Raw genomic sequence first — 24,291 nt, 5'->3', positions numbered from 1 at the left:
CTTTTATGCCAGACATGAATTTCTAACCTATATTCAATATTAACTTAACTAATATGCGTAAGATTTTATTTGCATTGATGCTTCTGCCGATGCTGGCAATGGCGCAGACCGTAAAATCTCCCAACGGCAATGTGTCGGTGAAGTTCTCGCTCGACAACGGGCGACCTGTTTATGAAGTTAGCTACAAAAAACGGGCTGTCGTAAAGCCGAGTTATCTGGGACTTGAGCTGGCCAAGACAAAGCACGCCAGCAAGGGCATGGAGGAAACCAGCCTGATGGACGGTTTCGTAGTTGCCAAGACTGACACTTCAACATTCGACGAGACATGGAAGCCGGTGTGGGGCGAGACTGCCACAATACGCAACCACTACAATGAGCTCGCCGTTACGCTCAACCAGCCGGCAACAAAGCGCAACATCGTTATCCGTTTCCGTGTATACAACGACGGAATGGGTCTGCGCTACGAGTTTCCGCAGCAGGAAGAGCTCAACTATTTCGTTATAAAGGAAGAGCACACACAGTTTGCCATGGCCGGCGACCACAAGGCCTTCTGGATACCGGGCGACTACGACACGCAGGAGTATGAGACCGTGGAGTCGAAGCTCTCGGAGATACGCGGACTGATGAAGAGTGCCATAACACCAAACTCATCGCAGACCACATTCTCGCCGACAGGCGTGCAGACATCGCTGCAGATGAAGACCGACGACGGACTTTACATCAACATTCATGAGGCAGCCTGCGTAAACTATGCCACAATGCACCTTAACCTTGACGACAAGAACATGGTGTTTGAGTCGTGGCTCACACCCGACGCCCAGGGCTACAAGGGCTATATACAGACCCCGTTCAACACGCCGTGGCGCACGGTTATCGTGAGCGACGACGCACGCGACATGCTCTCTTCCAACCTCATTCTCAACCTCAACGAGCCTTGCGCGCTCGACGACGTAAGCTGGATACGTCCTATAAAATACTGCGGTGTGTGGTGGGACATGATTGTTGGCCGCGGCACATGGAGCTACACCAACGACCTTCCGTCGGTTCATCTCGGTGTTACCGACTACAGCAAGTGCAAGCCCAACGGCACACACTCTGCCAACAACGAGAACGTGAAGAAATACATCGACTTCGCTGCCGACAACGGACTCGACGAGGTGCTGGTTGAAGGATGGAACGAAGGATGGGAAGACTGGTTCGGACACTCAAAGCTCGACGTCTTCGACTTCATCACTCCTTATCCTGACTTCGACATCAAGATGCTCAACGAGTATGCCCACTCTAAGGGTGTCAAGCTGATGATGCACCATGAGACATCTTCGTCGGCATGGAACTATGAGCGCTGGATGGAGAAAGCATATGAGCTGATGAACAAGTATGGCTACGACGCCGTGAAGAGCGGCTATGTTGGCGACATCATTCCGCGCGGCGAGTACCACTACGGTCAGCTGATGAACAACCACTATCTGCGTGCCGTAAAGGAGGCTGCAAAGCATCATATCATGGTCAACGCACACGAGGCAACACGCCCTACAGGTCTTTGCCGCACATATCCTAACCTCGTGGGCAACGAGAGCGCACGCGGAACAGAGTATGAGGCGTTCGGCGGAAGCCGTCCCGATCACACTGTCGTGCTGCCGTTCACACGCCTTCAGGGAGGTCCGATGGACTACACTCCGGGTATTCTTGAAACTCAGCTCAACACATGGAGCGAGAACACTTCGTTTGTTCACACAACGCTCGTAGGCCAGCTGTCGCTTTATCTCGTTATGTACAGTCCGCTGCAGATGGCTGCCGACCTGCCCGAGAACTACATGAAGTATTATGATGCCTTCCAGTTCATACGCGACGTTGCCGTAGACTGGGACGACTCAAAATATCTCGAGGCTGAGCCGGGCGACTATATCACCGTTGCACGCAAGGCAAAGGGAACAGACAACTGGTTTGTCGGAGGTAAGTGTGACGAAAACGGACATAAGGCTGTCGTTAAGCTCGACTTCCTCGACAAGGGCCGCAAGTATGACTGCACGATATATGCCGATGCCAAGGACGCTCACTATGAGAAGAATCCTAAGGCATACGAGATAACACACAAGATTGTTAAGAAGGGCGACGTGCTCAAGCTGCAGGAAGCTCCCGGCGGAGGCTTTGCCGTGTCGCTCATCGCTCAATAACAATACAAAATACAGAAATGCGGAGAGGAAAGAAAACCTGACGTTTTCCAAAAGTCATCCTTTCAGGGTGCAAAAGGCCGTCTTTCTGCATGTAAAAGGCCACCTTTTGGAGCCTGAAAGGTGGCCTTTTATAATACCCTGACATACAGGATGTTATACCTGCTGTAGTAATATTTTATATGAACGACAAAAAAATACCAGAAAACAATAAAGCATACCACAGTATGAAATTTAAAAAGATTCTTGTTATGGGCATCTTGTCCTTCTTGCTGGCACCAAAGGCCGGTGCACAGACCTTCAGCGAGGCTTGTTATACTCCCGGGCTTACCCGTTTTCAGCTCTTTGCTCCCGACAATGCAAAGCAGGTTACGCTGCGCATATACGACGACGGACAGGGCGGCAAGCCGGTGAAGACCGTTAAGATGAAGCGCACGGCAGCCGAGACATATTCTGCCGAGCTTAAAGGCGACCTGAAAGGCAAGTTCTACACCTTTGACACCGGGGCAGGAGAGTGCGCCGGAGTGTTTGCCAAGGCAGTGGGAGTAAACGGACAGAGAGCAGCCATCATAGACATGTCTGCCACTGATCCCGAAGGATGGGACACCGACCGCATAACCACGGTTGTAAGTCCGGCAGACCTCATTGTATATGAGATGCACCACCGCGACTTCTCTGTCGACCCTTCGTCGGGCCTTGTAAATAAAGGTAAGTTTTTGGCGCTGACAGAGCCTAAGGCTATAGAGCATCTGAAGAAACTGGGCGTAAATGCCGTACACATATTGCCGTCGTTCGACTATGCTTCGGTAGACGAGACACGCCTCAATGAACCTCAGTATAACTGGGGCTACGACCCTGTGAACTACAACGTGCCCGAAGGTTCTTACTCGACCGACCCCTATACGCCCGCAACACGCATTAAGGAGTTTAAGCAGATGGTGCAGGCTCTGCATAAGGCAGGCATACGCGTTATACTCGACGTGGTCTACAACCATACATTCAACATAGAGGGAAGCAACTTTGAGCGCACCTATCCCGGCTACTTCTACCGCAAGACAGCCGACGGACGCTGGTCTGACGGCTCGGGCTGCGGCAACGAGACGGCAAGCGAACGCCCTGCCATGCGCAAGTTTATGATAGAGTCGGTGCTGTATTGGGTTAAGGAATATCACATCGACGGTTTCCGCTTCGACCTCATGGGCGTTCATGACATAGAGACGATGAACCAGATACGTGCTGCGCTCAATAAGGAATATCCTGCCACAATTATATACGGCGAAGGCTGGTCGGCAGGTCCGTGTGCCTATCCGCAGGATAAGCTGGCAATGAAGGCCAACATGAGCAGCATGCCCGGCATATCTGCCTTTGGCGACGAGCTGCGCGACGCTCTGCGCGGTCCGTTCAACGATGACCACAAGGGTGCATTCCTGGCAGCCGTTCCCGGCAATGAGGAGAGCATAAAGTTCGGCATAGCCGGAGCAATCTGCCATCCGCAGGTAGACATGACAAAGGTAAACTACAGCAAGGAAGCATGGGCTGCAGAGCCTGTGCAGATGCTCAGCTACGTGAGCTGTCACGACGACATGTGCCTCGTTGACCGTCTGCGCACAAGCATTCCGGGCATAGGCATGGACGAGCTTATACGTCTCGACCTGCTTGCACAGACAGCCGTTATGACATCGCAGGGCATGCCGTTCATCCTGAGCGGCGAGGAGATGCTGCGCGACAAGAAGGGCGTGCACAACAGCTTTAACTCGCCCGACAGCATCAACCGCATCGACTGGACAAACCTTGAGAAGTATCCGCAGGTGATGGACTATTACTGCAAGCTCATCTCGCTGCGCAAGAATCATCCGGCATTCCGCCTCGGCACGGCCGACAAGGTGCGCCGTCATCTTGAGTTCCTGCCCGTGCAGGACAATCTCGTGGCCTTCCGCCTGAAAGACAATGCCGGAGGCGACGCATGGAAGAACATCATCGTGGTGCTCAACTCTGCCAGGGAGGCACGCACCGTAGCCGTTCCTGAAGGCAGCTACACAGTTGTCTGCCGCGACGGCGTTATCAACGAGAGCGGACTCGGCATTGTCAGCGGCAGCGAAGTGAACGTTCCGGCGCAGTCGGCACTCATCATTCACGACTGACATGCCGCGTAGATGAATGTAAGACATCACCCGACTGAAAATAATAACATAAACAAATAACCAAATAATCATGAACAGATTAGTTTTATCTTTAAGCTTATTGCTCAGCATTATGACAATGAAAGCAGCGGTAAAGATAGACCGCATTGAACCTACAGACTGGTTTGTGGGAATGAAGAACACGTCACTGCAGCTGATGGTCTACGGAGAAGGCATCAAGACAGCAGACGTTACAACGGATTATCCCGGTGTAAAGGTGGACAGCCTGGTGCGCCTCGACAGTCCTAATTATCTCTTGGTCTACCTTAATCTTGACGGAGCGCAGCCCGGAACAATGACGCTCAACTTCAAGAACAACGGCTCGACAAAGAAAGTTAAGTATCTGCTTAAGGCACGCGAGATGAGCGGCGACAAGCGCATGGGCTTCACCAATGCCGACGTGCTCTACATGCTCATGCCCGACCGCTTTGCTGACGGCAGCCAGAAGAACAACGCCGTGAAGACAAAGTACAGCTACAAGATAGACCGCTCGCAGCCGAGCCTGCGCCACGGCGGCGACCTCGAGGGCATACGTCAGCACCTCGACTACTTCAAGGAACTGGGCGTTACGGCTTTGTGGTTTACTCCCGTGCTTGAGAACGACTCACCCGACAACGGCGTCAACAGCTCTTATCACGGCTATGCCACAACCGACTATTACAAAGTTGACCCCCGCTTCGGCACCAACGAGGAGTATCGCAAGCTCATCGACGAGGCTCATCAGAAGGGGCTGAAGGTGGTTATGGACATGATTTTCAACCATTGCGGCTATGAGCATCCATGGATAAAGGACATGCCTTCTAAAGACTGGCTCAACACTCCCGAATGGCTTTCAGCCGGAGAGAAGACCGGAAGAGACGTAACCACAGGCTATGTTGACGGCAGCGGCAAGATTAACGACCTCTATCTGCAGACAAGCTATAAGCTTACTCCGGTGGTTGATCCATACGTGAGCGACATCGACCTGCACGAGACTGTTGACGGATGGTTTGTTCCGTCTATGCCCGACCTTAACCAGAAGAATCCTCATGTAATTAAATATCTTATCCAGAACAGCGAGTGGTGGATAGAGACCGTTGGTATCGACGGCATACGCATGGACACTTATCCTTATGCCGATGCCGACGCCATGGCCCTCTGGATGAAGACTCTCGACGAGGAATATCCTAACTTCAACGTTGTAGGCGAGACATGGGTGACTGAGCCGGCATATACAGCCGCATGGCAGAAAGACTCTAAGATAGCCAAGAAGAACAGCTATCTGAAGACGGTGATGGACTTCAGCTTCTACGACAAGATAAACATGGCGAAGAAGGAGAACACCGACGACTGGTGGAACGGATACAACCGCATATACAACAGTCTGGTTTACGACTATCTTTATCCTAACCCGTCGAGCGTCATGGCTTTCATTGAGAATCACGACACCGACCGCTTCCTCGGCAACGGCAAGGACACAACGGCACTGAAGCAGGCTCTTGCACTGTTGCTCACCGTAAACCGCATACCGCAGCTCTATTATGGCACTGAAATCCTGATGAACGGCACAAAGGAAGTTACCGACGGCAACGTGCGCAAGGACTTCCCCGGCGGTTTCAAGGGCGACGAGCGCAATGCCTTTGCTGCTGAAGGACGCACAAAGGCCGAGAACGCAATGTTCACATGGCTGAGCAATCTGCTCCATTGGCGTCAGGGCAACGACGTGATAATCAAGGGCAGCCAGAAGCAGTTTATACCTTATAAGGGCGTATATGTCATTGCACGTCAGTATAACGGCAAGACCGTAATGACCGTTATCAACGGCACACGCAAGGATGCCGCTCTCTCTGTTAAGCGCTATGCCGAGGTTATCGGACAAACAAAGCAGGCTCACGATGTGCTTACCGGCAGCAATGTGGCTCTTGATAAAGACCTGAAGCTCACTCCGCGCCAGGTGCTCGTGCTCGAGTTCTAAACAATATAGCCGGCCGCCTTCAGCGGGCAAATCTGCTGTAGGCGGAGCGGCGATAACTCTCCTGGCCGTTGAAACGTAACGGCTGTTTGGAGAAAAAGACCGAAAATGTCTTAGTTTTTTCATAAGCCCACAACAGTTTAACAGCGGTCTGATACCGATGTTAGTTTTATAGGGGCTGCAAGCATGAAGATGCTTGTCGTTTAACCTGCGCCATGCCGTTTCTGTTCGATTGGCGCAGGTTTTTTGTTTTTTAACCCAAATCAGTCATAAGGATTCGGTATGTATTTTAGTTTTATATTGAGCGGGTTTTCGTTATATTTTTCGCAGGCATAGTGGGCTATGTCAAGAAAAAACTTACAAAAAGACGCCAATAGAAACAAAAGGACAGGCTTAAAGCATCAATATACAAAATTGATAAAGTAATATGCGGCCTAATTGCCGATTGGGGTTTAAGCCATACTATGCCATGCTTATGATATCCTGATATTGTTTTTGTATTGATTCTTAGCTAAATGTTGACGGAATAACGGTTTTATGTGCATAAAATCACGGATTTCCGTTATTGTGTAAATATATGTTTGTAGTTATATTTGCAAAAAATATTAAAAACAATATACATTCGTCTATGTAAATGTTGCAAACGACATCAGATGTGCCTGCACGCTGTAATAAGTTAAATATAATCTATATGCCATGAAAGAAATTCTGTTAACGTCAACTCTGCCTTACTGGCTTGTCTTCCTGCTGGTATTGGGCGGCTTCGTAGCCCTGTTGTTTCAGGGGCGAAACGGCAGTAAAAGCAACCTGCCTATACTCACGGCTGCCGGCTGCATGCTTGCCGCCACTATCCTCGAGGTTCTTATTTATGCCATAGTGGGCAACAACTGTATGTGGTGGTGCCTGTCAAAGGAGTACGGATTCTGGTCAAAGCTGTTCCGCATTATACCCTTTGCCGTGTTTGTGGTGCTTCAGATAGGACAGATATTCATGTTTAAGGGTGTGCTTGAGGAAATGATGGGCAAGTCGCTCTCGATGAAACTGCTTTTCATCTGTTTTGTGCTTACGTTTCCCGTAGTGTTTGTGCTATCTGTCGGAGCAGACATCTTCGGCGCTTCCGATGAAACGAAGAACAGCATCGGTACCACAGCCTTCTGGATTCTTGTCATAGCCGGACTTGCATGGTCGCTTGTGCGCAACATAATGTCTGTCGGTATAAAGCACGGCGTTGTCTTCACCGTGTTCTCGGCAGTCTGTGTCGTTGCCGTCTGCCTTGCTGTGTTCGTGTTCCTTGTAGCCCTTATTGCGCTGTTCTTCCAGGTGCTTATAACCGTGGCTGCCTGTGGCGCGATATTCTTTATACTTACAAACGGAATGGGCAAGGGCAGCTCGATGGTTGACGAGTTTGCCAACCATAAGTCTCCCGGACCGGTGTTTCGCGATGACGACGGACATCTGCACCATAATCCGGCGGCACGCGACAGTGCCAACCGGAAGATTGCCGAACGCAGGAACGGCGAAAGTTAGAAGTTACGAGCATAAGTGCATTTTATAGAAATGATTGTTTAATATTAAAAATTTTTTGGTTATGAAAAAGATTATCAGAACAGTTTGCATTGCTGCAATAGCTCTCTTTGCAATACCTCAGCAGGCCGATGCGCAGTTTTTCAAGAAACTGAAAGAAGCCGCCAAGGGCGTCGTGCAGGAAGTTACCGGAACCACTACTACCGGCACAGCCTCCACTACCACGACAGCTCAGAATGCTCCTTCTGTAAGCTATCTTCCGTCAGCCTCGGGTGTGTTGGTGGGCAATCCCGGCTCAAAGTATTTCACGCTGGAGTTTGTTGAGGCCAAGGGCAGCAAGGGCTCCAACCGTGTTGACATTTATGTTAAGGTAAAGGCCGTAAGCCTGAGTATACAGAATGCGCTTGTAGGCGGAGCCGGTCTTACAAAGGCTTATGATGCCGACGGCAACGAGTATGGTGCTGGCTGCGACTATGACGACAAGAAGAACCTTAATCCCGATGTGGCTGTAAAACTGAAGTTTGCCACTATCTGTGAGGTGCCTTCCACGGTTACGTCGTTTGTACTTGTCAAAGGCCCGTGGAATCTCGGCGGAGGCCGCAACTCGTCGTCCATCAACGAGTATATTCAGCTGAAGAACGTGCCGATTGTATGGGAATGATAATATCTCCTGATTTTGCTTAGAAAAGCTGTCTGTGTTAATAGCGTTGGTTAATGAATGCCTTGACCAACGTTATTTTTGGGTATGCTCGACATGACTATCCCTCTTTGTTACAAATTAATTTTATATCCAACTTTTAAGACAATATTCCTGTTGTAAATATTATTATCTGTAGTGTTGTTAATTTTAGTAAGTCCAAGTCCATACATCAGGTCTATTGTGAATTTTTTATATTCATACGAAACACCAATAGGAATATTAATACCAACTTTATTACAAAGATTCATAATATCAATTTTCTCTTTATCAACATCCTCAGGTATTATCATCCATACACCTTCTTTCAACATATAATGGTTTATTGAATATTTGTATTTTGCAGACAACAAAAAATCAAGTCTAAGTCCTGCTTTTATATAAAAATGGGTTCTTCCTATGTTATAAGCAAGAATAAACGGTATGCTAAGATACTGTAAATCCAAATTCTCATCCGTATGTAACCATTTTTCTTCATCATTTCCTGTTGAAAATTCTGAGTATTTAGATCCTTGTTGATTGTATTCTAAACCTGAGGAAATTGTCCATGAATTATTCATTCTACACATTATTTCTGTACCAACGATAAAACCGAACTTATAAATAGGAGAGTTTTTATATTCTGTTGAAGTTTGGTGTTTTACAAAATTGTCAGTAGTTTTATACAGATTCAAACCAATAATAGGTTTCAAATAGATTTTATTCCCATTTCCAGAAAAAATGGAAATGGGAATAATTAAAAAAAATAATATGACGCTTAATTTATGCATAGCAATATTTAATTTTCACGTTCAAGATTAAATACCCATTCTAATTCTTCAGGCCTCCGTGGATGCCAAATGTCATAGCTAATGCCACTTTGATCTGAGATAATATGAATAACTTTTGTTGATAGTGTTATATTATCGCCCCTTTGGGTATAAGAATAACCACACAAATCATATTCTTCATCTGTATAATCGGGATACAACCCACATTTTGGCGAATCAATTATTGAAAACTTTGTTGTTCTATTTGCCAAGCCATCTATTGTTAAAGAATACTTTAATGTATAAAAATTGCATATATAGAAACTATTTCTTGGTATACCCAAAAGATCTTTTAAATTTCGGCTTAAGGCATATGTTCCATTTCCTGTAGAGGATTGTGATGTATATCCATAAACGGTCGTGTCAACTTCACTCGTATAAACTGTACGCGTTTTTGAGTTTTGTGGACTTCTTAAATAAAAATTGTAATTTGTTGTGTCGGCAGCTTTAGCATCCTGTTCAGTTAAGATGGGACTTTTATCAAGCAAAGAAGTCTTTAAATCTTCATTAACATCACTACATCCAATAAAAATCGTAGCAATCAAAAACAAAAAAATATTTTTTTCATAATCGTAAAATTTATTTGGTTTATGTTAATATAACGTTCTAATATTATTTTTATTGTATTTTAGTTTTATTAATTCCGCAAGTGAGTTCGGGATTAGAAAACATATATAAATATAAAATGGTAATCTCGCAAATATTTTGTGTATTTACACCTGTAGATCAAATAGTTGCAAACAATATAGGTAATATAAACGATTGTTTTATTGTGCCGGCTGATTTGTAATCTGCCGGAATATAGTATAAGGATTTTTCTTGTCGCATTCTATATACACGTCAAAGATGTCCTTTATTGCATCCTGGTGGCGATGGAATGTCCTCAGTGGCAGTTTCTCGCCATAGCTTAGTCCGCTTTCCTGCCACAACGAACATATTTCTTTAAATGTCAGGCGCTTATACCTGCGCAGGATGTCTATCAGCCATACATACCGTCCAAATATATTTGCTGCCATATATTTATTGTTTTTTTAGGTTACGCTGCAAAGTTACAATTTAGCCTGTGACAAATCATGACACAGGCTTGTCTTTTTTATTCTTTTGTCAGTAAATTTTCGTAAGAGATACTGCCGTGGAATGATGTATGCATCAAATTTTCGTGCCGCCTGGTATGTAGCAACAAAGCTAATGTACCGGCTGATTTGCAATTGTCGTGCAAGTGAGAGCAGAAGCATATTATATTTGGTTATGCCGAGCGCAGCCGACAATCAATAAAATTAATCTCCCTACAATAGGCATATACCAACAAAACTATTGTGCCGGTTGATTTGCAATCTGCCGGAATTAAGTATAAGGATTTTTCAATCATTAGTGTTCGAAAGATTTTAACTATCTGAAAATCAGCTATTTATTTGCATATGTCAATATTTTTTTGTATCTTTACATCATAATAATAGAGCAAAAAATATTGAAATGAAAGATGTAAAAGTTCATGCAAAAGACATCCTGCGCATGATACCCGATGAAGAACTGGCCAAACTGTCCAGTTCTACAAAGGTGGACTATTGCGCCAAGGTATTGAGCGGCGAGCGGATGTTCTATCTCCTTGTATTTGCCCTCCTGGCGGCAGATCAGATAAGTCAGCGCAAACTTGAGGTTGTATTCAACAATTCCATGTTCAAGACGCTGTTCAACATAAGTGCAGACGCCCATGTTACGCACAGTTCCATTCCCACCCGCCTGTCAAAGATAGACCTGAGCTTCTTTGAGAAAGCCTATGAGATTATATACAGACGTTTCTCCCAACTGTACACTGAAGAGGAAATTATGCATCTGTATCTGATACGTGTTGACAGTTCCATGGTGGCCGAATGCTGCAACAGGCTCAAGGCCGGTTTCACCGTCGGCAAGAAGCCCGGAGACGGAAGGCAGCCGCGCAAGCAGATAAAGTATACCATGGCATACGACGGTTTCGCCGTCAGACTGGCCGAGGTGTTCAACGAGGCTGTATATCTTAGCGAGGACATGGCCATCCCAAAGGTAGTACTCAAGCTTGTCAAAAAAGACAGCAGACATGCGAACTTATATGTTATAGACCGCGGTCTCAGTTCCCTGGACAACTTTAACGCCATAAACGAGTATAATGGAAAATTTGTCGGAAGGATAAAGACCAGCCGCAACATGGAGGTAGTGGAAAGCCTCATGAAAGAAGACACAGACACCGACCTTGGCAATCTTGAGCTGTATGAGGACAATATTGTACATCTGTACGACAATGAGGAGAAGAAATACTCCGAAACGCCATACCGCGTTATAAAGGCACGCTTCAAGCATCCGCGTGACACCACACGCCCTGCAAACAAAGGCAAGGTAAGGAGGGTTGAGAACGAGGTGTTCCTGATAACCAACGATTTCGGCCTTACGCCGAAGCAGGTAGCCGAGGCATACAGGAGACGTTGGGATATAGAAGTGTTCTTCAAGTTCCTGAAGCAGAACCTGTCCTTCTCACATTTCGTGTCAACAAGTGAGAACGGAATTAAGGTTATACTGTACATGACGCTCATCACTGCCATGCTCGTGATGATTTACAAGCGTGAGAACGGCCTGGGATTCTCTATAGGCAAATTCATGTTCTTTATGGAGATGCAGGATTGGGTCTGTCAACTCATGGTTGTGCTAAATGGCGGTCATGCGGACAAACAGAATAGTGACATCCGGCTGAAGGCAAGAATTCCGTAAAACGGATTTTAGCCATTGCAACATAACCTGAATAAAATAATCTTTCGAACACTAGTGATTTTTCAATCCGCTTGCTTCCTATTGCTAATTTATAGGTATGTTTTTCGGATCGCAGATCCTGATATTCGATATAGCCGGATAGCATATCCGGCAAAACATTAGTCTTGCTGTTTCTCAATGCTGTCGAATTTTTCGCTGCGCTCAACAACACGTGCATGCCCGTGCCGACGGGTATGTAGCAACAAAGCTATTGTGCCGGCTGATTTGCAATCTGCCGGAATTGAATATAAGGATTTTTCAATCCGCTTACTTCCTATTTTTTGATTAATAGGTATGTTTTTCGGATCGCAGATCCTGATATTCGATGCTGTCGGATGGCATATCCGACAGTACATTAGTCTTGCTGTTTCTCTGCAATTCGGTATGTAGCAACAAAGCTATTGTGTCTTGCTTGCTGATGCATCCCATTAATCCGACTGATTAATGTTCGGAAATTTTATCATGACGGCACGGTTGCGACAGAAAACTTTTTTGTTTTGACGCTCTCAGACTTGCCGTTCTCATCTCATTTCCGGCTTTTCATGCGAAAAATGCTCAAAAATGAATGTTTTTGTTAAGTTGCTGATATATTGTGAAATACGTGCTTTTGTGAATGGAGACGCAAATGTTAAAAAACATAACTTGGCCACTTACGGTCGGTTAACCATAGGTTTGTCTCTTGAAAGTGGTGGGTTTTAAGGCGGAAAAGTGCTGTTTTGTGCCACGAAAACGATGATTTTAGATGATTGAGATGTGGTAAATGTAAACCAAAGTTAATTATTCTGCGGACTATTCATTCTTTCTTAACATAAATTATACTGCAGTTTTCTATTTCACAGAAAACTCTGTACACGGATAATGTAAATAGTTTTCCTTTTGCCGTGCCTTTAGCTCCTTTGCTTTGGCTGCAGCTTCTTGTTGCTTGCAGCCGTATGCTGATGCGTAGGTGTAAATATTATTTATGACAGATTTGTGGTCGTGTTTGTTTCAAAATCATTATATTTGCATAATGGTCATCCTTGGTGTATGTCATACGTTAGGGCACATATACGGCAGGATGAATTTATGGCAAGAAGTGTGTGCAGGCGCTTGCCTAAGACAAAGAAGTGAAGTTATGAGCGAAGAGCAGTTTGTTCCGTTTATCGGTGTGTCGCGCCACAGAATGGCGACCGACGGCAACGGCGTTACCACGCTTGCCGCCTTTCATGGCTGCCGGCTCGGTTGTCGCTATTGTCTCAATCCGCAGTGCCGCGTAGAAGATATGCAGTGCCTGTGGCATACGCCCGAAACGCTGTATGAAGAAGTCAGGGCAGACGAGCTTTATTTCCTCGCCACAGGCGGCGGAATAACTTTCGGCGGCGGCGAACCGCTGCTGTATCCTGATTTTATCGTAAGGTTCAGAGAACTTTGCGGACCGCAGTGGAAAATCAATGTTGAGACTTCGCTCAATGTGGCAGCCGCCAATGTTGAGGTCATAGCCGATGTTGTAGACACATGGTTTATCGACGTGAAAGACCTTGATGCCGACATCTACCGCCGCTACACGGGGCACGACAATGCGCAGGTTATTGATAATCTCTCGCTTATAGCCGGTGGCGGCAGGGCAGGGCGGTGCGTGATACGGCTTCCGCTCATACCCGGATATAACACCGATGCCGACCGCACCAGTTCAGAAGCCAGGTTAAGGGATATGGGCTTTGAACATTTTGACAAATTTAATTATGAAATACCATGACACGGGGAAAGGAAATTTGCGGAATACTGAAAGACATACGCCGCCGTATAGCCGAGGCGAACGGTATAGAATATGTTGCAGCTGAATGCCGTTATGAAGGCGACTGCAGCGGCACTTGTCCGCGATGCGAGGCCGAGGCGGCTGCTCTCTGGCGTCAGCTCGACATGCGCCGTGCCGCAGGCAGGGCAGTGGTGCTCGCAGGACTTTCAGCCGGACTGCTTACGGCGTCGGCACAGAGCAGCGGCGGAGCGGGGCAAGGCTGCGGCTCATGCCACTCAGGTTGTCAGCCGGCGGAAGTGTCAAGCCGTAATCCGGCTGCGGAAAATGTTGACACAATCAAGGTTGTGCACAACAGCGGCAAGACAGAGCCGCGCTTGTCTGCCGATATAGACGACCGGCAATTGTTTGGCGCGATAAACGAAGTTATGCCCCAGTTTGTGGGAGGCGTAAAGGTCATGGCAGATTATGTCAAGTCGTCGGTAGACTCTATTATGGCTGAGCGCAACCTGACGGTCGACTCCCGGTCGGCAGGCCGTTGCGTAGTTTCGTTTACAGTTATGAAAGACGGCACCATAGCCGATGTTAAGGTAGTTAAGAAACTTAACGATGCTTTCGACAGCGTAGCCGTTGACGTGGTGAAAGGCATGCCGCGCTGGAATCCCGGTAAGCGTAACGGCAAATGCATAGATGCAAGATACACCATACCGATAATATTTCGTGTTTATCCGGACGATGTGCAACCGGACAAGATGCAGCAATAAATTGGTTTGCAGATAGATTAATAAAAGGCAAATCAGTAATCAGAAGCTGTGCCTGCAGCAGATGTCTTTATTGTGCCGGAACAATTTATGGGCTTTGTTTTTGTGAGGTATAATTTTTTCTATATTGCGATCTGCCGGGAAAAATACAGCCTTGCGGCATCTTCTTTGTCAAGTTTCCGCAAGGCTGTATGTGTTGTTATGGTTTTACAAGCTCCATCTTTCCTTTGGCGTTCTTTCTGAAGTCGAGTTCATAGAACACCGTTGAGGTCTGTCCCGCATTGCTTACGGTCTCCTTACCTTTCTCTACGACGTTGAGTTTTATTGAAACTTTCGGGTCGTCGTATGTGTTCATCGTGTAGCTGTCCATCGACTTAAACTCAAATTCGGCCGGTATCAGTGCCTTTGCAGCCTCAATGTCCTTCATCACTTCGGCAGGGTTAAGGTTGGCCATGTCTATGGCAGGCACGTCTTTGGCGTTGAGATTTTTGTGCCATTTCTCCCATCCTGCGTCAGTAAGCTCTGTTGCCTTCCAGCCCAGGTCAGACATGAACGACTGGTTCCACACGCGTCCGTCTTTGTCAACCATCTCATAGGTAAAAATAGAAACGTTGTTAGAAAGTTCGTCGCGTCCCATGCCTTCTGTCCACGACACGCTGATTATCTTCCACTGGTCGGGCTTGATGTTGTCGGCTGCTATCGACTTGGCTTTCTCAACAGCACTCTCCGTGTCCATTTTCACCCCTGTCAGATCTTTCAGCCCCGACTTGCTGCACGCCGTAATCATTATGGCTGCGAGGGCCAGCATAAGCACTCTCTGTAAGTTTTTCATAATAACTCAATTTTTTTAATTAAACAATAAATATTCTTTGTCTTTCTCTAAAGTGTTTTTATCGTGTTAACCATATGCGGCAAACAAAACCGAACGGTCGTTCATATTTGTCTGCAAATATATGAATTTAAACCGTTCGCATTGCAATTTCAATAAATTGTTAACACTTTATAACTTATTGCCGGGCGTTGCTTTGCGTCTGAAAGAAGCTTACATTGAGCCGGCGCCCAGCCGATGCGTGCAAAGCAGTTGCCGGCAACAATAGTATGAAAGGCATGCCGGCGTTATGATTAAACAGCCAAAACCATTAAAAATCAATGAATTTATTTTGTCTTGCCCCCGATTTGCATTATCTTTGCACAAGAAAAGCTGCATCTCGGCATACCGCTCAAGCAAGCTTGACGATTCTGCTCTCGATTTGCATTGTCTTTGCACAAGAAAAGCTGCATCTCGAAATATTTTATGCCGGACGGCCAAGGAGAGCAGCTGAATATCTTTCAAGAACAAACAATTATATACCGTAAATATGATTCTTTTTTTCAGAACTCCATCACAAAGCGTTATTGCTACCGAAGCTGACCATCAGCTCAATAACGAGGAAATAAAGGAACTGTGTTGGCTTTATGGCGATGCCACACTCGTAGAAGACAACTGCCTCAGCGGATATTTCGTAGGCCCGCGCCGCGAGATGATTACCCCCTGGAGCACAAATGCCGTTGAGATTACACAAAACATGAATCTGAACGGCATTTCGCGTATAGAGGAATACTTCCCCGTAAGCAGCAAGGATGCCGACCACGACCCAATGCTGCAGCGCATGTACGACGGACTCGACCAGAGCATCTTCACTGTTGACCACAAGCCGGAGCCTATCAAGCACGTTGACAACCTTGAGGAATACAACGAGCAGGAAGGTCTGGCGCTGTCGCCTGAAGAAATTGAGTATCTGCACAAGATTGAGAAAGAGCTCGGCCGCCCGCTGACCGACTCAGAGATTTTCGGTTTCGCACAGATCAACTCTGAGCACTGTCGCCATAAGATTTTCGGCGGTGTGTTCATCATCGACGGCAAGGAGATGGAGTCGTCGCTCTTCAACATGATCAAGAAGACGACAAAGGAGAATCCTCACAAGATTCTGAGTGCATACAAGGATAACGTGGCTTTCTCTCAGGGCCCTGTCATCGAGCAGTTTGCCCCGGAAGACCAGTCAACATCTGACTATTTCCGTGTTAAGGACATCGAGAGCGTTATCTCTCTGAAGGCCGAGACACACAACTTCCCTACAACAGTAGAGCCGTTTAACGGTGCCGCTACAGGTACAGGCGGTGAGATCCGCGACCGTATGGGCGGTGGCGTAGGTTCATGGCCTATCGCCGGAACAGCCGTTTACATGACTTCTTATCCGCGCATCAACGGCGGACGCGACTGGGAGGACATCCTGCCCGTGCGCAAATGGCTGTATCAGACACCTGAGCAGATTCTTATCAAGGCTTCTAACGGTGCGTCAGACTTCGGAAACAAGTTCGGGCAGCCGCTGATCACAGGTTCTGTGCTTACGTTCGAGCATAAGGAAGGCGACGAGAAATATGCTTACGACAAGGTTATCATGCTTGCCGGCGGCGTAGGCTACGGCACAAAGCGCGACTGCCTGAAGAAGGAGCCGCAGAAGGGCAACAAGGTTGTCGTTGTAGGTGGCGACAACTATCGCATCGGTCTCGGCGGCGGAAGCGTTTCTTCTGTAGACACAGGCCGCTACAGCAACGGCATTGAGCTCAACGCCGTTCAGCGTGCCAACCCCGAGATGCAGAAGCGTGCTTACAACCTTGTACGTGCCTTGTGCGAGGAAGATGTAAACCCGGTTGTCAGCATCCACGACCACGGTTCGGCAGGACACGTCAACTGTCTGTCAGAGCTCGTTGAGGAGTGCGGCGGTCAGATAGACATGACCAAGCTGCCTATAGGCGACAAGACACTGTCGAGCAAGGAGATTATAGCAAACGAAAGTCAGGAGCGCATGGGTCTGCTCATTGACGAAAAACATATTGAACATGTGCGCAAGATTGCTGAGCGCGAGCGTGCTCCGCTGTATGTGGTAGGCGAGACCACAGGCGACGCTCACTTCTCGTTCGTTCAGGGCGACGGCGTTAAGCCTTTCGACCTCGACGTTGCTCAGATGTTCGGCCATTCACCAAAGACATATATGGTGGACAAGACCGTAGAGCGCCACTATGAAGACGTAACTTACAGCCAGGACAAGCTCGACGAGTATCTCAGCCGCGTGCTGCAGCTTGAGGCCGTTGCCTGCAAAGACTGGCTCACAAATAAGGTTGACCGCAGCGTTACAGGTAAGATTGCGCGCCAGCAGTGTCAGGGCGAAATACAGTTGCCTCTGTCTGACTGCGGCGTCGTAGCTCTCGACTATCGCGGACGCAAGGGTATAGCCACAGCCCTCGGACACGCTCCTCAGGCAGGTCTGGCTTCGCCCGAGGCAGGAAGCGTGCTGTCAGTGGCCGAGTCGCTCACCAACATAGTATGGGCTCCGCTCGAGGACGGTCTCGACAGCGTAAGCCTCTCTGCCAACTGGATGTGGCCCTGCCGCTCACAGGAAGGCGAGGATGCACGTCTTTACAGCGCAGTCAAGGCTCTGTCAGACTTCTGCTGCGACATCAAGGTGAACGTTCCTACGGGTAAAGACTCTCTCTCAATGAGTCAGCAGTATCCCGACGGAACAAAGATTATCAGCCCGGGAACAGTTATCGTCAGCAGCGGCGGTGAGGTTTCAGACATCCGCAAGGTGGTTTCTCCCGTTGTTGTCAACGATGCAAACTCAAGCATCTATCACATCGACTTCTCGTTCGATGAGCAGTGCCTGGGCGGAAGTGCCTTTGCACAGAGCCTCGGCAAGGTAGGCGACGACGTTCCTACAGTGAAGAATCCCGAATACTTCCGCGACGCGTTCAACACCGTTCAGGAGCTTATCAAGAAAGACCTCGTAATGGCAGGTCACGACATCAGCGCCGGCGGTATGATAACCACTCTTCTCGAGATGTGCTTCGCCAACACAAAGGGCGGCATGGACATCGACCTGAAGGAGATTGGCGGCGACGACATGGTTAAGATTCTTATGGCTGAGAACCCCGGCGTTATAGTTCAGATCGCCGACAAGGATGCTGAAGAGTTCAAGACCATAATGGACAACAACAGCATAAGCTACGCCATGATAGGTAAGCCGGCTGTAGGCACACGCACGCTGAAGGTTACCAAGGGTGCGTTCAACCACGAATTTGACATCGACGCTCTGCGTGACGTATGGTACAAGACTTCATATCTGCTCGACCGCGACCAGAGCATGAACGGATGTGCCGACGCACGCCATGACAACTATAAGAAACAGCCGCTGGAGATGAAGTTCAACGACTCGTTCACAGGCAAGCTCGAGCAGTATGGCATTTCAGCCGACCGCCGCGAGCGCACAGGCATCAAGGCTGCCATCATACGTGAGAAGGGAACCAACGGCGAGCGCGAGATGGCTTACTCGCTCTATCTTGCAGGCTTCGACGTTAAGGACGTGATGATGACCGACCTTATCAGCGGCCGCGAGACTCTCGAGGACATCAACATGATTGTGTTCTGCGGCGGTTTCTCTAACTCTGACGTGTTGGGCTCTGCCAAGGGATGGGCAGGAGCATTCCTCTTCAACCCGAAGGCTAAGGAGGCTCTCGACAAGTTCTATGCCCGCAAGGACACCCTGTCGCTCGGCATCTGCAACGGCTGCCAGCTGATGGTTGAGCTCAACCTCATCAATCCTGAGCACGAGAAGAAGGCCAAGATGCTGCACAACAACTCACACAAGTTTGAGAGCAGCTTCCTCAGCCTTGACATACAGCAGAACAACAGCGTAATGTTCGGCTCGCTGAGCGGCAACAAGCTGGGCATCTGGGTGGCTCACGGAGAAGGCAAGTTCTATCTGCCCGAAGGCGAAGACAAATATAACGTTGTTGCAAAATACAACTATGCCGAATATCCGGGCAACCCCAACGGCTCTGACTATGCCGTTGCCGGTATCTGTTCAGCCGACGGACGCCATCTGGCAATGATGCCTCACCTTGAGCGCGCCATCTTCCCGTGGCAGAACGCATGGTATCCGGCCGACCGCCGCAACGACGACGTTACGCCGTGGATTGAGGCCTTTGTCAATGCGCGCAAGTGGATTGAAGAGAACAAATAATAAACAGGCAAGCTGAAAAGTAAAAAGACAAGAGCCCTGTCATGACGGCCGTCAGCACAGCCCGTGGCGCCTTTACTGCAAGGCGGTGCGGCAAAGGCCGGACAAGGCGGAGCGCGTGTCTTTTTACTTTTCGTTTTTAAACAACTAAAACAAGGATGAGCAACTTTTATTTAGAGAGCTTCAAGACTTTTTTCAAGATAGGCCTGTTCACCCTGGGAGGCGGCTACGCCATGATTCCTATAATAGAGTCGGAGGTGGTCGACAAGAAGAAGTGGGTGAGCAAGGAAGACTTTCTCGACATCATAGCCATAGCCCAGAGCTGTCCGGGCGTGCTCGCCATCAACGTGAGCGTGTTTATAGGCTACAAGATGAAGAAGGTGAAGGGCGCCGTGTGTACCAGTCTGGGCACAGCCTTGCCCTCGTTTCTTATCATTCTGGCCATAGCCATGTTCTTCCATCAGTTTGAGGACAACAAGGTGGTTGCGGCCATATTCCGTGGCATACGTCCGGCTGTTGTGGCTCTCATAGCCGTGCCTACGTTCAAGCTGGGACAGAGTGCCAAGATCACTCTTACTAACTGCTGGATACCCATTGCCGGTGCGCTGGCTATATGGCTGCTCGGCGTCTCGCCCATACTTGTTATCCTCATTGCCGGCATCGGCGGCTATGTCTACGGCAAGTATATAAAGCCTACGGAGTGACATTAATCTAAAAAAATGACGAACCAAATAAAGAGCATATTCTTATGATTTACCTGTATTTGTTCATAACGTTCTTTCAGATAGGTCTGTTCGGCTTCGGCGGCGGCTACGGCATGCTCTCGCTCATTCAGGGCGAGGTGGTGCACAATCACGGATGGCTCACCACGGGCGAGTTTACCGACATCGTGGCCATAAGTCAGATGACGCCGGGCCCTATCGGCATCAACTCTGCCACCTACTGCGGCTATACTGCCGTCCACAATGCCGGCTACGGCTACTGGATGTCTATCCTCGGCAGCGTAACAGCCACCTTTGCGCTGGTGTTGCCGTCGCTAATACTAATGATTCTGATATCGCGCCTGTTCATGAAATATATGAACACGCCCACAGTTCAGAGCGTATTCTCTGGTCTTCGTCCTGCCGTTGTCGGACTGCTCGGCGCTGCCACTCTGCTGCTTATGACTCCCGAGAACTTCAGTGCCCCGTCTGTCAATCCCTGGCAGTTCTGGATTAGCTGTTTCCTCTTCGTGGCAACCATGGTGGGCACGTGGCATTTCAAGATCAATCCGATACGCATGATATGCTACAGCGGTTTTGCCGGACTGATTCTGTTATATTGATAAACATTGTTTGAGATAATATCCCCTTGGCTCTTCGGTTGTTGTGAGTTGAGGGGATTTTTTATTGCATAATTTCCGTAAATACAGATTCCGCTTTACGCAAAACGCCATCAACGGCATTGCAAAAGATAGCTTTTTACATGCTCAAAGGTGGCCTTTTGCATTATGAAAAGGTATGTTTCGCAGTATGAAAGTATACTTTTTGCGCCATGTAACATGGCGGCAAAGAGCATAAGCAAAAAAGTTTTTGTTAAAAACTCGTCACTCGTCACATCATGGCTTAATGTGCTGTTTGTCAGAATGTTATGGTGTGACGAGTTGATCCTGTAACTCGTCACCGCCGGAGACAGCAGGGCTTGCGTGACGAGTTGGAATCTCAACTCGTCACACTCTAATGTTTTGTAAATCAGAAGGTTATGTGCTGATGTGACGAGTGATGAGTTTTTAAAGAAAAATAATTACGCTTTATATTCCTGCTTTGGGTTGACTTTATGCAGGCTAACACCTGTTTTTAGTTGACTATAGCCCGTGTTATCGCTATTGCCTGTTGACTTTATGCGCCATTGTATGTTATTTGTTTTTGCGTTGCCGTATGCTTAATGATTGATGTTAAGTGCCGATAGTCAGTATGAATATATAGCGACAAAATAAAATTCCGGCAGATTTTTTAATGTCTGCCGGAACATGAAGCATTGTACTGTAATAAGCCTATTTAATTAGATTCGTAGTATTTCGGAAAAACTCTTTAATGTTTTATATTGTTACGTCATATCTGATGTTTGTTATTTCTTCTTTTTGCATCCCTTGAATAAGTTGATAAATTCTGCAAGATTGATACCAATATGTGTGGATGTGTAGAATGCTTTTGCACCCGTTGTGGTTTTATATACAGGTGTAAGACCTATTGACGTTCCAAAATATATTCCTGCAATACACATAGAGAAATCGAAGTTTAAGCCGAAACGGTTGAGCTTCAGACCATCAGGTACACTAGGCGCACTGCTGCCTGCAGCAGGTGAGAAACGGTATGAACCATTTGTGCGCATTTCGCCGGAGAATCCGACGTTGATGCAATAAGATGAATAATCGAGCTGGTATGATAGCATGACCGGTATACGCAGTATTCCGTAGTTCATATTATTGCCTGACGCTTTTTGATCAAGTTTTGTGAAGTTAAGCATGTCGCCCTGCATGCTTGCTGCGTAGTTCTTATCGAAACACATGTGTACCCATGCTAGTTGAACGCCTCCTATTAGTCCAAACGTGTTGCTCTTATTGAATGGCAGGGCAAACGACCACGGCGTTATACCTATTTCGAACGATTTGCTTCTTCGGCTGTAGATGCCGTCACCATTGTCTGAGCATTTTTTATTGCCCATAAAATTGTATCCATACCATATTGTCGGCAGGTAAGGGCGGAATTTCAGGTTCTGCATTACTTCTGTAGGAACTAAAGGTGAGCCGACATATATTTGCTCCACTTCCTGTCCGTCTACATATTCCATTTCGCGCGTCTTTGTGAATTCATAGCCGTTTTTGTCGTACACCTTTACAATAGTTTTCTTGTCCTGCACGTCTACAACTATTTTCTTGTCTTTCACGTTGAACGTAGTGTCGTTGGCCTCCTCGGCGTATGCTGTTGCAGAAAGTATGAGTGCCGTAAATAAGAATAGCAGTTTCATCATTAATGTGTTTTAGGGTTATTGTTTGTGTTATATACGTATGCCCAGTCCGAACGACACGGGATAGCATTTGGGTGCGACGCTTGTCTTGAGCAGCGGCGTGAGAGCCGTGCGTGCATAGATCATCAGACAGCCGTAGCCGGCGCGTATGTCGAGGTTGAGCCCTACGGGATTCATGTTTATGTCGCCCGTTTCGGTGGTCTTGTTCTTTCCGATGAAGTAGCGCGAGTGGTCGTTCCAGCGCAGTTCGACAGACGGACCTATTGCCGCGAACATATCAGCGCCGCCGGTGCGCTTCTGCCACTCTAACATCACCGGAATGCGGATAAAGGTGTAGCTTATGTAGCTCTTCTTGAGCGTCTCGCCCTCTATCTGCCTCATGGAGGTTATGCCGTCGGTTGTAGACAGCACGTAGTTGTCCTGAAAGTGATGATGCACCTGACCTATCTGAAACGCCGATGTAAGCGCCAGCGGATTGGTTATTCTGAAGGCCAGACTGGTCAGCGTGAAACCATATTCCCACGACTTTGAGTCGCGTGTGTGCATGCCGGCGTTGCCTCCCGTGCCCATCACGCTTCCGGCAAGCTGGCTGAAGCCCATGAAGAACAGCGGATAGTGGCTTCTGGGCTTGCTCTTCTTGCGGTTGAGGCTTTGCGGAATGAAGGGCGACGTTACATATACGCGCTCAATCTCCTGTCCGTCAACAAAGTTAGTCTCGTATGTGCGGTTAAACTTCTTGCCGTCGCTGCCGTAGACAGATATTTTTGTGCTTCCTGCTGAATCGTTTACAACAATCTTCTTGTTGTTCACCACGAATGTAGTGTCGCCGGTTTCGGCGGCCATGCCCGTCAGGGGCAGCAGCGCCGCCAGAAGTAGTGTCTTTTTCATATTTGTCATATTTATTGTTTGTTTCTTTGATTATGCGTAACACAGTTTCATTATGTCGTCGGGCGAGAGTTCGCCCTCTATGTATATCACCGTTCCCCGGTTGGGCTTCACCTTGCTGAACAGTATGTAGCGGTTGATGCCCTTGCTCTTTGGCGGCATTATGTAGTATCCGCTCACTATCTGGCCGTTCTCAACCACCTCGCGTATCTTCTTGGCGTTCTTTCTGTCGGCCTTCAGATAAGGCTCTATGCTTGCTCCGATGTTCTTGTAGGTAAGGCTCTTGTACACCTTCAGCTCATACCCCTTCAGCTTGGCGTTGTGCATCTCCACCATCTTGCAGCCCTTGGCGTGTCCGAACCGCTGAAACACCTTGTTGACGTTAAGCCCCTCCTGCGCCATGGCTGGCGTTGCAGCCGTAAGGGCCAGTGCGGCTATGAGCAAGATGCGGCATAGTCCGTGCCACATAATGCCGCTCCGTGCGCGGCTTGTGCCTTTGGCGTTGCTTCGTGTGGCCTCGCTGTTGCCGAAGTATGTGTTAACCGGCAGCCTGCATGCCGCGGCAAGGCGTGTCATGGCCGTTATCATTATCGCGCATACAACATCTATGGCGTCAGCATGCGTTGCCGGCAGTTGCGGGTTATAATATTGCTGTTTCATATCTCGGGTTAATGTTTTTTACATTGTTGTCTATATTATCGTCTTTCATGTGCCTGCATGAGGCGTTCAGCCGTAAGAGA

18 protein-coding genes are annotated in these 24,291 nt (G+C 47.9%); 11 read left to right on the top strand and 7 right to left on the bottom strand.

The genetic code is table 11. The features are described 5' to 3' along the window. Positions 1-53: 53 nt before the first annotated feature. From EJL04_RS10585 to EJL04_RS10565, 5 genes are all read left to right on the top strand, one after another. A complete protein-coding gene (locus tag EJL04_RS10585) occupies positions 54-2,174 on the top strand; it encodes a glycoside hydrolase family 97 protein (RefSeq protein WP_125104908.1) in 2,121 nt (706 codons plus the stop codon). A 224-nt stretch (positions 2,175-2,398) separates the two neighbouring features. Further along, positions 2,399-4,312 carry a type I pullulanase gene (gene pulA, locus EJL04_RS10580; protein ID WP_125104907.1) on the top strand — a complete coding sequence of 638 codons (1,914 nt, stop codon included), beginning with the start codon at positions 2,399-2,401 and terminating at the stop codon, positions 4,310-4,312. 70 nt (positions 4,313-4,382) lie between these two features. Beyond that, entirely contained in the window at positions 4,383-6,305 is a 1,923-nt protein-coding gene (locus EJL04_RS10575; protein WP_125104906.1) for an alpha-amylase family glycosyl hydrolase, read from the top strand. Between the two features lie 693 nt (positions 6,306-6,998). After that, positions 6,999-7,829, top strand: coding sequence for a hypothetical protein (locus EJL04_RS10570; protein ID WP_125104905.1), 831 nt, complete (start codon positions 6,999-7,001; stop codon positions 7,827-7,829). Between the two features lie 61 nt (positions 7,830-7,890). Further along, complete coding sequence (locus EJL04_RS10565) at positions 7,891-8,487, top strand: hypothetical protein (protein ID WP_125104904.1); 597 nt, start codon at positions 7,891-7,893, stop codon at positions 8,485-8,487. Positions 8,488-8,597: 110 nt separating this feature from the next. Here EJL04_RS10565 and EJL04_RS10560 read toward each other — a convergent pair whose 3' ends face one another. The 3 genes from EJL04_RS10560 to EJL04_RS10550 form a co-directional block, all read right to left on the bottom strand. After that, the gene (locus EJL04_RS10560) at positions 8,598-9,215 is read right to left on the bottom strand and encodes a porin family protein (protein ID WP_164511751.1); all 618 of its coding nucleotides are present in this window, start codon (positions 9,213-9,215) and stop codon (positions 8,598-8,600) included. A gap of 86 nt (positions 9,216-9,301) precedes the next feature. After that, complete coding sequence (locus EJL04_RS10555; protein WP_125104903.1) at positions 9,302-9,883, bottom strand: hypothetical protein; 582 nt, start codon at positions 9,881-9,883, stop codon at positions 9,302-9,304. A 216-nt stretch (positions 9,884-10,099) separates the two neighbouring features. Further along, positions 10,100-10,348, bottom strand: coding sequence for a hypothetical protein (locus tag EJL04_RS10550; RefSeq protein ID WP_338142721.1), 249 nt, complete (start codon positions 10,346-10,348; stop codon positions 10,100-10,102). A gap of 457 nt (positions 10,349-10,805) precedes the next feature. On the opposite strand from EJL04_RS10550, the gene EJL04_RS10545 reads away from it, so the two are divergent. The 3 genes from EJL04_RS10545 to EJL04_RS10535 all read left to right on the top strand — a co-directional run bounded on the left by EJL04_RS10545 (position 10,806) and on the right by EJL04_RS10535 (position 14,606). Beyond that, on the top strand, positions 10,806-12,071 hold the full coding sequence (locus EJL04_RS10545; protein WP_125104902.1) for an IS4 family transposase: 1,266 nt from the start codon (positions 10,806-10,808) through the stop codon (positions 12,069-12,071). Positions 12,072-13,224: 1,153 nt separating this feature from the next. Beyond that, the gene (locus tag EJL04_RS10540; RefSeq protein WP_125104901.1) at positions 13,225-13,845 is read left to right on the top strand and encodes a radical SAM protein; all 621 of its coding nucleotides are present in this window, start codon (positions 13,225-13,227) and stop codon (positions 13,843-13,845) included. Then, positions 13,842-14,606 (top strand): energy transducer TonB, encoded by a 765-nt coding sequence (locus EJL04_RS10535; RefSeq protein WP_125104900.1) that lies wholly within the window; start codon positions 13,842-13,844, stop codon positions 14,604-14,606. The genes EJL04_RS10540 and EJL04_RS10535 overlap by 4 nt, the downstream gene beginning before the upstream one ends. A 196-nt stretch (positions 14,607-14,802) precedes the next feature. On the opposite strand, the gene EJL04_RS10530 is transcribed toward EJL04_RS10535, so the two are convergent. Next, entirely contained in the window at positions 14,803-15,435 is a 633-nt protein-coding gene (locus EJL04_RS10530; RefSeq protein WP_125104899.1) for a hypothetical protein, read from the bottom strand. Between the two features lie 526 nt (positions 15,436-15,961). On the opposite strand from EJL04_RS10530, the gene purL reads away from it, so the two are divergent. The 3 genes from purL to EJL04_RS10515 all read left to right on the top strand — a co-directional run bounded on the left by purL (position 15,962) and on the right by EJL04_RS10515 (position 20,984). Further along, complete coding sequence (gene purL, locus EJL04_RS10525) at positions 15,962-19,663, top strand: phosphoribosylformylglycinamidine synthase (RefSeq protein WP_125104898.1); 3,702 nt, start codon at positions 15,962-15,964, stop codon at positions 19,661-19,663. 155 nt (positions 19,664-19,818) lie between these two features. Further along, on the top strand, positions 19,819-20,364 hold the full coding sequence (locus EJL04_RS10520; RefSeq protein ID WP_021855400.1) for a chromate transporter: 546 nt from the start codon (positions 19,819-19,821) through the stop codon (positions 20,362-20,364). Between the two features lie 44 nt (positions 20,365-20,408). Then, positions 20,409-20,984 (top strand): chromate transporter, encoded by a 576-nt coding sequence (locus EJL04_RS10515; RefSeq protein ID WP_021855401.1) that lies wholly within the window; start codon positions 20,409-20,411, stop codon positions 20,982-20,984. A gap of 782 nt (positions 20,985-21,766) precedes the next feature. Here EJL04_RS10515 and EJL04_RS10510 read toward each other — a convergent pair. From EJL04_RS10510 to EJL04_RS10500, 3 genes are read right to left on the bottom strand one after another with little or no spacing between them, the layout of a single operon-like run. Further along, on the bottom strand, positions 21,767-22,669 hold the full coding sequence (locus tag EJL04_RS10510) for a hypothetical protein (RefSeq protein ID WP_125104897.1): 903 nt from the start codon (positions 22,667-22,669) through the stop codon (positions 21,767-21,769). Positions 22,670-22,696: 27 nt separating this feature from the next. After that, on the bottom strand, positions 22,697-23,554 hold the full coding sequence (locus EJL04_RS10505) for a hypothetical protein (RefSeq protein ID WP_053398795.1): 858 nt from the start codon (positions 23,552-23,554) through the stop codon (positions 22,697-22,699). 30 nt (positions 23,555-23,584) lie between these two features. After that, entirely contained in the window at positions 23,585-24,211 is a 627-nt protein-coding gene (locus EJL04_RS10500; protein ID WP_241209983.1) for a DUF6108 family protein, read from the bottom strand. Positions 24,212-24,291 lie beyond the last annotated feature (80 nt).

Source organism: Prevotella marseillensis, assembly GCF_900625065.1.
GTDB classification, from domain to species: Bacteria; Bacteroidota; Bacteroidia; order Bacteroidales; family Bacteroidaceae; genus Prevotella; species Prevotella rara.
This window is presented reverse-complemented; position numbering and strand designations above follow the sequence as displayed.